The 13,141-nt window shown below is 69.5% G+C and carries 10 protein-coding genes and 1 pseudogene; 2 read left to right on the top strand and 9 right to left on the bottom strand.

Annotation, left to right across the window (positions count from 1 at the left end):
* Nucleotides 1–12 precede the first annotated feature (12 nt).
* The gene (locus tag AB5J53_RS30295; protein WP_369248786.1) at nt 13–1,317 is read left to right on the top strand and encodes an MFS transporter; all 1,305 of its coding nucleotides are present in this window, start codon (nt 13–15) and stop codon (nt 1,315–1,317) included.
* 280 nt (nt 1,318–1,597) lie between these two features.
* Nucleotides 1,598–2,620: a sigma-70 family RNA polymerase sigma factor gene (locus AB5J53_RS30290; protein WP_369248785.1), complete on the top strand. Its 1,023-nt coding sequence runs from the start codon at nt 1,598–1,600 to the stop codon at nt 2,618–2,620.
* A 39-nt stretch (nt 2,621–2,659) separates the two neighbouring features.
* On the opposite strand, the pseudogene AB5J53_RS30285 reads toward AB5J53_RS30290, so the two are convergent.
* The 9 genes and pseudogenes from AB5J53_RS30285 to AB5J53_RS30245 all read right to left on the bottom strand — a co-directional run.
* A pseudogene (locus tag AB5J53_RS30285) lies at nt 2,660–2,899 on the bottom strand (STAS domain-containing protein); the annotation flags it as partial.
* A gap of 75 nt (nt 2,900–2,974) precedes the next feature.
* A complete protein-coding gene (locus tag AB5J53_RS30280; protein ID WP_369248784.1) occupies nt 2,975–4,258 on the bottom strand; it encodes a thymidine phosphorylase in 1,284 nt (427 codons plus the stop codon).
* Nucleotides 4,259–4,328: 70 nt separating this feature from the next.
* Entirely contained in the window at nt 4,329–4,742 is a 414-nt protein-coding gene (locus tag AB5J53_RS30275; RefSeq protein ID WP_369248783.1) for a cytidine deaminase, read from the bottom strand.
* A complete protein-coding gene (locus AB5J53_RS30270) occupies nt 4,739–6,004 on the bottom strand; it encodes an ABC transporter permease (protein WP_369248782.1) in 1,266 nt (421 codons plus the stop codon). Before AB5J53_RS30270 ends, AB5J53_RS30275 begins: the two co-directional genes overlap by 4 nt.
* Nucleotides 6,001–7,125: an ABC transporter permease gene (locus tag AB5J53_RS30265; RefSeq protein ID WP_369248781.1), complete on the bottom strand. Its 1,125-nt coding sequence runs from the start codon at nt 7,123–7,125 to the stop codon at nt 6,001–6,003. The genes AB5J53_RS30270 and AB5J53_RS30265 overlap by 4 nt, the downstream gene beginning before the upstream one ends.
* Entirely contained in the window at nt 7,125–8,792 is a 1,668-nt protein-coding gene (locus tag AB5J53_RS30260; RefSeq protein WP_369248780.1) for an ABC transporter ATP-binding protein, read from the bottom strand. The genes AB5J53_RS30265 and AB5J53_RS30260 overlap by 1 nt, the downstream gene beginning before the upstream one ends.
* A gap of 287 nt (nt 8,793–9,079) precedes the next feature.
* Nucleotides 9,080–10,129, bottom strand: a complete 1,050-nt coding sequence (locus AB5J53_RS30255; protein ID WP_369248779.1) for a BMP family protein — start codon at nt 10,127–10,129, stop codon at nt 9,080–9,082.
* Between the two features lie 296 nt (nt 10,130–10,425).
* Nucleotides 10,426–11,481, bottom strand: coding sequence for a BMP family protein (locus AB5J53_RS30250; protein WP_369248778.1), 1,056 nt, complete (start codon nt 11,479–11,481; stop codon nt 10,426–10,428).
* A 306-nt stretch (nt 11,482–11,787) separates the two neighbouring features.
* Complete coding sequence (locus tag AB5J53_RS30245) at nt 11,788–13,008, bottom strand: M20 family metallopeptidase (RefSeq protein WP_369248777.1); 1,221 nt, start codon at nt 13,006–13,008, stop codon at nt 11,788–11,790.
* Between the last annotated feature and the right edge of the window lie 133 nt (nt 13,009–13,141).

Below are 13,141 nucleotides of genomic sequence, written 5' to 3'. Positions count from 1 at the left end.
TAGTTTCGAAGTATGCCTTCCGCCAGTACCGGGGCGTCCACCACCGTGGACGCCGCCACCGCCGCTTCTGCCCCTTCCGTGACGTCCGCGCCTTCGTCCGTCGACTCCCGTATGGCCCCGGGCGGGCCCGGCTACCGCCGGATGAGCTTCGCCCTCTTCCTCGCGGGTGTCGCGACCTTCGCGCTCCTCTACTCCACGCAGGCTCTCCTCCCGCTCGTCTCCACGGACTTCGGGGTCACCGCGAGCGAGGCGAGCTGGACGGTGTCGGCCGCGACGGGTGCGCTGGCGCTCTTCGTCCTCCCCATGAGCGCGCTGTCGGAGCGTTTCGGGCGGCGTACGTTGATGACGGCGTCGCTTGCGGTGGCGGTGACGGTCGGGCTGCTGGTCCCCTTCGCCCCGTCGATCGGCGCGCTGGTGGTGCTGCGGGCGGTGCAGGGCGCGGCCCTCGCCGGACTTCCGGCGTCGGCGACGGCGTACCTGGCCGAGGAGGTCCGCCCCAAGGCCTTGATCACGGCGATCGGCCTCTTCGTGGCGGGCAACAGCGTCGGCGGGATGAGCGGTCGGGTCATCACCGGCTGGGTGGCGCAGGAGTGGGGCTGGCGCGTGGCCGTCGGCGCGATCGGGATCATCGCGGTGGCGTGCGCGGTCGCCTTCCGGCTGCTGCTCCCGGCGCCTTCGCACTTCACTCCGGGCTCGCTGCGGCCGCGCGTCCTGGCGCGCACGGTCCGCGACCACCTCGCGAACCCTCTTCTGTGCCGGCTGTACGCGATCGGCGCGCTGTTCATGATGGTCTTCGGCGGGGTCTACACCGTCATCGGCTACCGCCTCACCGACGCCCCCTTCTCGCTCCCCCAGGGCATCATCGGCTCGATCTTCCTGGTCTATCTGGTCGGTACGGTGTCGGCGTCCACGGCGGGCAGGCTCGTCGGCCGGCTGGGCCGCCGCGGGTCGCTCTACCTGGCGGGCGGAACGACGACCTCCGGTCTGCTGCTGTCCCTGGCCGATTCGCTCCCGCTCGTGCTGCTCGGTCTGGTCCTGATCACCGCGGGCTTCTTCGCGGGGCATGCGGTGGCGTCGTCGTCGGTGAGCCACACCGCGGTGCGTGGCCGGGCTCAGGCCTCGGCCCTGTACCAGTCCGCGTACTACGTCGGCTCCAGTGCCGGCAGCACGCTGGGGGCCGTCGCCTTCCACGCGGGCGGTTGGGCCGGCACGGTGACGCTGGGTCTGCTGGCGGTCCTCGGCGTCGTGACCATCACGGTCTTCGGCTCCCACGCGGCCCGCGTCCAGTCCCGCCGGAAGCCGGCCCTGGCCCACTGAAGGCGTCTTCCGCCCCCGCCGCCCCCAGACCCCCGCTTAAAAGATCGCGCAGTTCCCCGCGCCCCTGTTGAGGGGCGCGGGGAACTGCGCGAACGGGGTCTGGGGCGGAGCAGGTACGGGACGGGCAGGGGCGGCGGGGGCGAAACACCCTCCAGGGCAACCCCCCTCCCACCTGCACCTTTCCCCGCTCCGCACGCCATTGTCAGTGGGCTGCGGTAGCTTCCGAAGTGCTGGCGCAACGACGCGCGGGACGGAACACGGCCACAGGGGTGGGTTGGCTATGAGCACCGACGGCACGACGACAGACCTGGACGTCCGGCTGGAGAAGCACCGGGTCGAGCTGACCGGGTACTGCTACCGGATGCTCGGCTCCTCCTTCGAGGCCGAGGACGCGGTACAGGACACGATGGTCCGCGCCTGGCGCAGCTACGACAAGTTCGAGGGCCGTTCCTCCATGCGGTCTTGGCTGTACCGGATCGCGACGAACGTATGCCTGGACATGCTGAACGCGGGCAATAGGAGGGCTCGCCCCATGGATCTCACCGCCCCCTCCCCGCTGGCCCAGGCGGCACTCACACCCCGCCCGGACAACACGTGGCTGGAGCCCATGCCCGACGCCCGCGTACTGCCGACGGCCGGCGACCCGGCCGAGGCGGCGGTCGCGAAGGAGTCGGTGCGCCTCGCCTTCATGGCGGCCCTGCAGCAACTGCCGCCGAAGCAGCGGGCGGTGCTCATCCTGCGCGAGGTCCTCGCATGGAAGGCGAGCGAGGTCGCCGAGCTGCTCGGCACCTCCGTGGCGTCGGTCAACAGCGCGCTGCAGCGGGCCCGCGCCACCCTCGCCGAGAGCGACGGCGCCGGCGCGGAGGCCGCCACCTCGGATCCGCTCGACGAGGAGCAGCAGAAGCTCCTGGACCGCTATGTCGCCGCGTTCGAGGGGTACGACATGACGGCGCTGACGGCGCTGCTCCACGAGGACGCGATCATGACGATGCCGCCGTTCGACCTGTGGCTGCGCGGCACGGACGACATCACCGGCTTCATGACGACGCTGGGCGCCGCGTGCGCGGGCTCGCGCCTGGTGCCGGTCGAGGTCAACGGCCTGCCGGGCTTCGCCCAGTACAAGCCGGATCCCGAAGCGGGGGGCTACACGCCCTGGGCGGTGCAGGCGCTGGAGATCTCAAAGGGGCGCATCACCGGGTTCCACTGCTTCCTGGACACCGCCCGCTGGTTCCCGCTCTTCGGGCTCCCCCTCCGACTCGATGGCGTCGACGGCGTCGAATCGGAGGCCGACCAGGTCCAGTAGGGCGCGCAGTGCCGGGTCCGGGTTCCGCAGTCGTATCCGGCCCCCGGCCCGCCGTGCGGCCAGCTCCAGTCTCGCCAGTACGTCGACGGTGGCCAGACCGGGCGGGCCGAGCCCCGCGACATCGCAGACCACGACCCCGGTCCCGGTCGCCTCCAGTTGCGCGCGCACGTCGTCACAGAGCCGCGGCACCTCGTCACGGGTGACGGGTCCGGGCAGCACAAGTACGGCGGGTGTCGTGGCGTCCACAGTCAGTAGACCGGCCGGGGACCCGGAACTCATCGCCACTCATCGCCGGGAACGCCGAACGGGACCGGCGCAGGTCCACCGATCCCGTTCACCCGAGGAAGGTCCGGGTCAGGCGATCCGGTCCAGCACGATCGGGGTCGGCTTGAAGTCCGTACCCGCGGCCGCGATGTCGTACGAGCCCTCGACCGCCTGGAGCGCGTACTCGAAGCGCTCCGGGGTGTCCGTGTGGAGGGTGAGGAGGGGCTGGCCCGCCGTCACCGTGTCGCCCGGCTTGGCGTGCAGTTCGACGCCCGCGCCGGCCTGCACCGGGTCCTCCTTGCGGGCGCGGCCGGCGCCGAGGCGCCAGGCGGCGATGCCGATGTCGTACGCGTCGAGGCGGGCCAGGACGCCGGAGGCCGGGGCGTTCACCACATGCTGCTCGCGCGCGACGGGCAGCTCGGCGTCCGGGTCGCCGCCCTGCGCGGCGATCATGCGGCGCCAGACGTCCATCGCGGAGCCGTCGGCCAGCGCCTTCGCCGGGTCGGCGTCCTTGATGCCGGCCGCGTCGAGCATCTCGCGCGCCAGCGCGATGGTGAGGTCGACGACGTCCGAGGGGCCACCGCCCGCGAGGACCTCGACCGACTCGCGGACCTCCAGGGCGTTGCCCGCCGTCAGACCGAGCGGCGTCGACATGTCCGTCAGGAGCGCGACCGTCTTCACGCCGTGGTCCGTGCCCAGACCCACCATCGTGGAGGCGAGTTCCCGCGCGTCCTCGATGGTCTTCATGAAGGCGCCGGTGCCGACCTTCACGTCCAGGACGAGCGAGCCCGTGCCCTCGGCGATCTTCTTGGACATGATGGAGGACGCGATCAGGGGGATCGCCTCCACCGTGCCCGTGACGTCGCGGAGCGCGTAGAGCTTCTTGTCCGCCGGAGCCAGGCCGTCGCCCGCCGCGCAGATCACCGCGCCCGTCGTGTCGAGGACGTGCAGCATCTCCTCGTTGGACAGCAGCGCGCGCCAGCCCGGGATCGACTCCAGCTTGTCCAGCGTGCCGCCGGTGTGGCCGAGACCGCGCCCGGACAGCTGCGGAACCGCCGCGCCACAGGCGGCCACGAGGGGCGCGAGGGGCAGCGTGATCTTGTCGCCCACGCCACCGGTGGAGTGCTTGTCGGCGGTCGGGCGAGACAGGGACGAGAAGTCCATGCGCTCCCCCGAGGCGATCATCGCGGCGGTCCAGCGGGCGATCTCACGGCGGTTCATGCCGTTGAGCAGGATCGCCATGTTGAGGGCGGCCATCTGGTAGTCGGCGACCTCGCCGCGGGTGTACGCGTCGATGACCCAGTCGATCTGCTCGTCGCTGAGCTCGGCGCGGTCCCGCTTGGTGCGGATGACGGAGACGGCGTCCATGGCCATGGCTTTCCTTCCGAAAGATGAGCGGCCCCTCCCGGAGATCATCAGTGGATCAGGAGGGGCCGCACGGGAGTTACTGGGTGAGATGGTCCGGCCCGAAGGCCTGGGGGAGCATCTCGGAGAGCGGCAGGATTCCGGCCGGGGTCTCCAGGATCAGATCGGGCCCGCCGAACTCGAACAGCAGCTGGCGGCAGCGTCCGCACGGCACCAGGATCTCGCCCCGTCCGTCGACGCAGGTGAAGTGCGTCAGCCGGCCGCCCCCGGTGTTCTGCAGCTGGGAGACCAGACCGCACTCGGCGCACAGGCTGATCCCGTACGAGGCGTTCTCGACGTTGCAGCCGGAGACGATCCGGCCGTCGTCGACGAGGGCGGCGACGCCGACCGGGTAGCCCGAGTACGGGGCGTAGGCGCGGGCCATGGCGGCGCGGGCCACCTCGCGCAGCGCCTCCCAGTCGACGGTCGCGGAACCCGCGTCGGCGGACGTCACTTGCCCTGTCCCTTCCGGTACGGCATGCCGTCCGCCTTCGGCATCCGCAGGCGCTGCGCCGAAAGCGAGAGGACGAGCAGGGTGATGACGTACGGCGTGGCCGAGACGATCTGGTTCGGGACCTCGTCGGTGAGGGAGTACCAGAGGAACACGAGCACGCCGACGGCCAGGGTGATCACCGAGGTCACGTACTTCTTCTTGATCACCAGCCAGATCGCACCGATGACGAGCAGGATGGCGCCGAGCAGCAGCAGTGCGTGGACGTTCTCGGAGCCGCCGCGCAGGTTGAGGCTGTCGGTGTAGCCGAACAGGCCCGCGCCCAGGGCGAGTCCGCCCGGCATCCAGTTGCCGAAGATCATCGCGGCGAGACCGATGTAGCCGCGGCCGCTGGTCTGGCCCTCCAGGTAGAAGGGGTTGGCGACGATCGACAGGAAGACACCGCCGAGGCCGGCCAGGCCACCGGAGATGATCACGGCCAGGTACTTGTACTTGTAGACGTTGACACCGAGCGACTCAGCCGCGATCGGGTTCTCACCGCAGGACCGCAGGCGCAGGCCGAAGGGCGTGCGCCACAGGATCCACCAGGTGGCGGGAATCAGCGCGACGGCGATCAGGGTCAGCCAGGAGACGTTGGTGACCAGGCCGCCGAGCAGGCCCGCGATGTCCGAGAGGAAGAACCAGCCCTTGGAGTTCAGGGTGCTGAGCCAGTCGGAGAGTCCTGGCACCGTGAAGTGGCCGAGGGAGTCGACCGGCGGGGACTGCTTGGCCGAGCCGCCCTGGACTCCCTCGAAGGCGAGCGGGGCGAGGTAGCGGGTGGCGCCGAGCGCCAGGATGTTGATGGCCACACCGGAGACGATGTGGTTGACGTTGAAGGTGACCGTGATGATCGCGTGCAGCAGGCCGCCGATCGCGCCACCGATGATGCCGACCAGGACACCGGTCCACGGACCCCACTGATAGCCGGCCCAGGCGCCGAACCAGGTGCCGAGGATCATCATGCCCTCGAGGCCGATGTTGACGACGCCCGAGCGCTCCGCCCAGAGGCCACCGAGACCGGCCAGGCCGATCGGGACGGCCAGCTGGAGCGCGGTCGACATCTGACTGACGTTGGTGATGCCGTCGGCGCCCGTGATGATGCGGACGATCGAGGTCAGCGCCAGGCCGCCCGCGATGACCAGCAGGAGGACGGGGAGCGACAGCCGGCGGCTGCCGGGTGCCGCGGGCTGCAGCGTGGGCTGGTTGACGTCGGTTGCGGTGGTCATCGGCCAGCCACCTCCTTCTCGGTGTTGTTGGCGGCGCCGAGGACGTGGCCCGCGGCGAGTTCCGCGCCGACGCGGCGCTGCTGACGGCGCAGACCCCACTCGCGCACGGCCTCGTACGAGACGACGACCGCGATCACGATCAGGCCCTGCATGATGACCGCGATCTCCTTGTCGTAGCCGTGGAAGTCGAGCTCGGGCGACGCCTTGTCCAGCCAGGCCCACAGCAGCGCCGCGAAGGCGATGCCCACCGGGCTGTTGCGGCCGAGCAGCGCGATACCGATGCCGAGGAAACCGATGCCGGTCGGGAAGTTCAGGCTGTAGGTGTGCGTGTCGCCGAGCAGGATCGGCAGGCCCGCGAGGCCGGCCATCCCGCCGGAGACCAGCATGGCGGTGAGCACCATGCGCTTGGGGTCCACACCACTGGCCGAGGCGGCGCTCTCCGAGGCGCCCGAGGCGCGCAGGTCGAAGCCGAAGCGGGTGCGGTTGAGAACGATCCAGTAGCCGATGCCGAGCACGGCCGCGAGGATCACGAAGCCGTAGATCTCGCCGGCCTCGCCCATGTTGAAGCCGGGCACCCAGCCGGACTTGTGCATCTCGCCGGTGGTGTTGTTGTTGCCGAGCTTGACGCCGAAGACGCTGGGCAGCCAGAGGTAGGCGATGACAGAGGTCGCGATCGCGTTGAGCATGATCGTCGCGACGACCTCGCTGACGCCGCGGGTGACCTTGAGGACACCGGCGATGCCGGCCCAGAACGCGCCGGTGAAGACCGCGGTCAGGATCAGCAGCGGGACCTGGAGCGCCGCGGGCAGCGCGACGTGGGCGCCGACGATCGCGGCCATCATGGCGGCGAGCTGGTACTGCCCGTCCACACCGATGTTGAACAGGTTCATCCGGAAGCCGATGGCCACCGCGAGCGCCGCGATGTAGTACAGCGAGGCCTGGTTGATGATCAGGACCTGGATGTCGGAGAACGTGGCCTGCTCGAACATGATCGTGTACGGCTCGATCGGGTTCTTGCCCGAGGCGATCAGCACGACCGAGGTCAGCGCCACGGCCACGACGAGCGCGATGACCGGCCCGGCCACCGCGAGGAGCAGGCGCTCCTTGTCGAACTTCTTCATCAGCGGGCCTCGTCTTCCGGGGCGTCTGCCGGGGTTTCGGCGTGCTCTTCGAGCTCCGCCTGCGCTGCGAGCTCTTCGTTCTCGAGATGTCCGGAGGCGGCGCCGGTCATGGCCGAGCCGAGCTCCTCCGGGGTGATGGTGGCCGGGTCGGCGTCCGCGACGAGTCTGCCGTTGTAGATCACCCGGAGCGTGTCGGAGAGGCCGATCAGTTCGTCCAGGTCGGCGGAGATCAGCAGCACGGCGAGGCCCTCACGGCGTGCCGCGCGGATCTGGTCCCAGATCTGCGCCTGCGCGCCGACGTCCACACCGCGGGTGGGGTGGGCTGCGATCAGGAACTTCGGGTTGTGGCTCATCTCGCGGCCGACGATCAGCTTCTGCTGGTTGCCGCCGGACAGGGAGGCGGCGGTGACGTCGATGCCGGGCGTGCGGACGTCGTACTCCTTGACGATCCGCTTCGTGTCCTCCTGGGCGCCCTTGATGTCGAGCCAGACGCCCTTCGCGTTGGGCTTCTCGGTGACGTGACCGAGGATGCGGTTCTCCCAGAGCGGGGCTTCCAGGAGGAGGCCGTGGCGGTGGCGGTCCTCGGGGATGTAACCGATGCCCTGCTCCCGGCGCTTGCGGGTGGCCCAGGCGGTGATGTCCTCGCCGAGGAAGGAGACGGAGCCGGAGTCGGCCCGCTTGAGGCCGATCAGCGCGTCGATGAGCTCGGTCTGACCGTTGCCCTCGACGCCGGCGATGCCCATGACCTCGCCCGCGTGGATGGTGAAGGTGACGTCGTCGAGGACGCGCTTCACCGCGTCGGCGGTCTCGGCCTTGTCCTCCGCGACCAGGCCGCTGTCCGGCGTCGGCTCGGCGAGCTCACCGAGGGAGGCGCCGCCGCTGGCGAAGGCGGTGAGGCCCTTGACCTCGATGACCGGCTTGTCCGTGACGGTGGACTCGGCGGTCTCCGGGGTGGGCAGCTCGCTGCCCACCATCAGCTCGGCGAGCTGGCGGGGCGTCGTCTCGGAGGGGACGGCGGTGCCGACGGTCGTACCGCGGCGGATGACCGTGATCTCGTCGGCGACGGACAGGACCTCGCCCAGCTTGTGCGAGATGAAGATGACGGACAGGCCCTCGGACTTGAGCTCGCGCAGGTTGTCGAAGAGTGCGTCGACCTCCTGCGGTACGAGTACGGCGGTGGGCTCGTCCAGGATCAGGATGCGGGCGCCGCGGTAGAGGACCTTGAGGATCTCCACGCGCTGGCGGTCGGCGACACCGAGGTTCTCGACCAGGATGTCGGGGCGGACGCCGAGGCCATAGCGCTCGGAGATCTCCACGATCTTGCGGCGGGCCTTGGCGCCGATGCCGTACAGCTTCTCGCTGCCCAGGACGACGTTCTCCAGGACGGTGAGGTTGTCGGCCAGCATGAAGTGCTGGTGGACCATGCCGATGCCGCGCACGATGGCGTCGGCGGGCGACGAGAAGGTGACCTGCTCGCCGTCGACGGCGATGGTGCCCTCGTCCGGCTTCTGCATGCCGTAGAGGATCTTCATCAGCGTCGACTTGCCGGCACCGTTCTCGCCGACAAGAGCGTGCACGGTGCCCTTGCGGACGCTGAGGTGGATGTCGTGGTTGGCCACGACGCCGGGGAATCGCTTGGTGATCCCGGCGAGTTCGACTGCGGTCACCTGACCGTTGACCGCGCCGGCCGGAGGGCTGCTGGACGCGTTGATGGCGCACTCTCCTGAGGGAAAGGGGGTCGTCTACGCGCGTAGCGCCCCTACGGCAACGAAGGGGGCCACGCGCCGCGAGAACGGGATACGGGGAGCCAGACTCCTCGTATCCCGTTGAGCGGACGTAACCCCGCGGTTACCAAGCGGCGCCGAGGCAGAACAGGCGCGCTCCCGTGCCGGACGGCAGGGGGATGCGCCTGAACTTCCTCGGGACCGCATGGCTGCTCCTGAGGTCTTGCTCGTCAGCTGGTCTTGACCTTGATCTCGCCGCTGATGATCTTCTCCTTGGCCGCCTTGACGGCGTCCTGGATCGCGGTGTTGCTCTTGTACTCCGGGTTGGAATCGGCCAGGCCGACCTCACCGGTCTTCAGATCGCCCCGTACGATACCGCTCTCCGGCTTGCCGTCCTCGACCGACTTCGCAAGGTTGTACACCGCACTGGCGACGTTCTTGGTCGCGGAGGTCAGGATCGAGTCCTTGTACTTGCTCAGAGCTTCCTGCTGGTACTGGTCGGAGTCGACACCGATCGCCCACACCTTGTTGGCGGAGGCGGCCTCGATCACACCCTGACCGGACAGACCGGCCGCCGCGTAGACGACGTCGGCCTTCTTCTCGATCTGGCCCTCAGCGGCCGTCTTGCCCTTGTCGGGGCTGGAGAAGCCGCCCTCCTCGGCGGTCTGCGTCAGGTACTGCGAGAGGACCTTGACGCCGGGCTTGGTGTCCTTGACGCCCTGCTCGAAGCCCGCCTCGAACTTGTGGATCAGCGGAACGTCCACGCCGCCCACGAAGCCGACGGTGTCGGTCTTGGTGGCCTTGGCGGCGGCGACACCGGCGAGGTAGGACGCCTCCTGCTCGGAGAAGACCAGGTCCGCGACGTTCTTCGCCGTGACGGTGGAGTCGTCGACGATGCCGAAGGTCGTGTTCGGGTACTTCGCGGCGGCGGCCTTGACAGCCGGGCCGTAGGCGTAACCGATGCCGACGACCGGGTTGTAGCCCTGCTTGGCCAGCGAGACCAGGCGCTGGGTCTTGTCCGCGTCCGTCTCGCCGTCGGTGGGCTCGAGGTCGGCGGTGTCGTACTTGAACTCCGCCTTGGCCTTCTTCAGGCCCTCGTACGCGGCGTCGTTGAAGGACTGGTCGCCCTTGCCGCCGACGTCATAGGCGATGGCGAGACCCTTGTCGCCCTTCGAGTCCGACGAGCCGGCGGAGGTCGAGGTGCCGCCACAGGCGGACATGACGAGGGCGAGAGAGGCGGTCGCAGCGCCTGCGAGCGCGATGCGGGGAACCCGGCGCATGTGTTGTGCTCCTGTCGTACAAGCGCCTGACGGTACGGCTTGGCGCTGGCTTCGCCGCAGATTAACGCGCGTAGACCAACTAGAAAACCCCTTCTGTCCACCTTGTTATCCGGCTGTGCCCGACGCCACTTGCGCGCGGGGCGGAGACTTGCCGACCGCAAAGGAGTTGTGGCGGTGGGTGACCTGCGCCGGGGCACGAGAGCGGGCGGGCACCGTGGGTGCCCGCCCGCTCTGTGTAACTTCGACCACGTTCGCCCGTTCCGGCGGGAACGAGCCTCAGACCGCCCTCGCGGTCACTACTCGGTCTTGACCTTGATGGAGCCGTCGATGATGGCCGCCTTGGCCTTGGCCACGGCGTCGGTGAGGCCGGAGATCTCCGCCATCTTCGGGTTGCTGTCGGCGAGACCGACGCCGTTCACCTTCAGGTCGAAGGTCTGCGTACCGGTCAGCGGCTTGCCGTCCTTGACGGACTTGGCGAGCGAGTAGACCGCACCGCCGACGTCCTTGAGCGCGGAGGTCAGGATGTAGTCCTTGTACTTGGCCAGCGCTTCCTGCTTGTACTGGTCGGAGTCGACGCCGATCGCCCACACCTTCGCCTTGGCTGCGGCCTCGATCACACCCTGACCGGACAGGCCGGCCGCCTGGTAGACGACGTCGGCCTTCTTCTCGATCTGGCCCTCGGCGGCGGCCTTGCCCTTGTCGGGGCTGGAGAAGCCGCCCTCCTCGGCGGTCTGCGTCAGGTACTGCGACAGGACCTTGACGCCGGGCTTGGTGTCCTGGACGCCCTGCTTGTAGCCCGCCTCGAACTTGTGGATCAGCGGAATGTCCACACCGCCCACGAAGCCGACCGTGTTGGACTTGGTGGCCTTGGCGGCGGCGACACCGGCGAGGTAGGAGGACTCCTGCTCGGCGAAGACCAGGGACGCCACGTTGTCACCCGCGACGACCGAGTCCACGATGCCGAAGCTGGTCTTGGGGTACTTCTTGGCCACCGCCTCCAGGGCGGGACCGTAGGCGAACCCGATGCCGATGACGGGGTTGTAGCCCTGCTTGGCCAGCGACGCGAGGCGCTGCTCCTTGTCGGCGTCGGTCTCGCCGTCGGTGGGCTCGATGTCCTGGGTGTCGTACTTGAACTCCGCCTTGGCCTTCTTCAGGCCCTCGTACGCGGCGTCGTTGAAGGACTGGTCGCCCTTGCCGCCGACGTCATAGGCAATGGCGAGGCCCTTGCCGCTCTTGCTGCTGTCGCCGCTGCTGTTGCCGCTGTCCTTACTGGTGCCGCCGCAGGCCGTGGCGGCAAGTGCGAGCGACGCGACCCCCACCGCGACGCGGGTCAGGCTGGATATCCGACGCATCTGAAGCTCCCCATTCTCCAAAGCCCCGCAGTGGGTGCTGAGTTCGGCGCACATTAACGCGCGTAGACCGTCCAGGGAACGGGGTACCGCGTGGCTGTTATCCATTCGTGCCGATGGCCGGTTACGTCCTTGTGAACCACGGGACCGAAAGGAGCATCTGGGGATGCAACGCCCACCATGGCCGTCACGCTTCGCGTCCGGAAGGGACAGTCTGCGTGACGATGCCAGTGGTTGTGAATGGCTGCGGCCACGCTACTGCGCGGGGTTGGCGGGCGCGACCGGAGTCGCCGGCCGCGCCCGCTTTCCTCATGCCCCGGTATCCAGCAGTGCCGCCGCCGTGAACATCTCGACCCCGACCGTGATGGCCGACTCGTCCGCGTCGAAGTCGCCCCGGTGCAGGTCACGAGTGGTGCGGTCGCCCGGCGTCCGCACGCCGAGGCGGGCCATCGCGCCGGGCACGTGCTCCAGGTACCAGGAGAAGTCCTCGCCGCCGAGGCTCTGTTCCGTGTCCTCGATGGAGTGCGCTCCGCGCCGGGCGGTCATGGCGTCGCGGAGGAGTTCCGTGACGGCCGGGTCGTTGACGACCGGCGGGACGCCCCGGATGTAGTTGATCTCGGACTTGGCGCGGTACAGGTTCGCGATCTCGTCGATGGCCGCGTGCACCAGGTCGGGCGCGGCCCGCCAGGCGTCGAGATCCAGGCACCGTACGGTCCCGGAGAGTTCGGCGTGCTGCGGGATGACATTGCAGGCGTGGCCGGACTCGATCCGTCCCCAGGTCACGGCGAGCCCGCTGCGGGCGTCGACGCGCCGGGCGACGAGCGCCGGTACGTCGGTCACGACACGGGCCGCGGCGGTGACGAGGTCGGTGGTGAGGTGGGGACGCGCGGTGTGACCGCCCGCGCCGTCGAGTGAGACTTCGAGCCGGTCGCACGCGGAGGTGATCGCGCCGTGCCGCAGGCCGATGCGGCCCGCGTCCACCCTCGGGTCGCAGTGCACGCCGATCATCTGGCCGACGCCGTCGAGAACGCCCGACTCGATCGCGTCCGGGGCGCCGCCGGGCAGCACCTCCTCCGCGGGCTGGAAGATCAGCCGTACCGGCCGGGGCAGTCGCCCCTCGCGGTGCAGCTCGGCGAGGACGAGCCCGGCGCCGAGGACGACCGTGGTGTGCACGTCGTGACCGCAGGCGTGGGCGCGGTCCGGCACGGTCGACCGGTACGCGCACTCGGTCTTCGTGTCCGGAATGGGCAGCGCGTCGATGTCGGCGCGCAGCGCGAGCATGGGCCGTACGCCGTCCCAGTCGCCGATGTCACAGATGAGGCCGGTCCCGGTGTCGAGGACGCGCGGCTTCAGGCCCGCCTGCTCCAGGCGCGCCTTCAGCGCCGCCGTGGTGCGGAACTCCTGGTTGCCGAGCTCCGGGTGCATGTGCAGGTCGCGGCGGAACGCGACGAGTTCGGCGCGCAGTGCCTCGGGCAGCGCGCCGGGGAGCTGTGGTTCCCCGGGGAGATCGGCCTCGGACTCTCGGGACATCAGTTGGTTCACCCTCTGAAGGGTAAGGCGATCGGGCGGCCAACTGACCCACGATCAACAAAAGTTCAACCCGTTAGGGGAAGAAAATCTGGCCGCACGGCGCATAGGTATCTGCGGGGATGGGTAGACTCGC

It is taken from the genome of Streptomyces sp. R41, from assembly GCF_041053055.1.
In the GTDB taxonomy this organism is placed as follows: Bacteria; Actinomycetota; Actinomycetes; order Streptomycetales; family Streptomycetaceae; genus Streptomyces.
The sequence above is the reverse complement of the archived record's forward strand: the minus strand, read 5'-3'. Positions and strand labels throughout refer to the sequence as shown.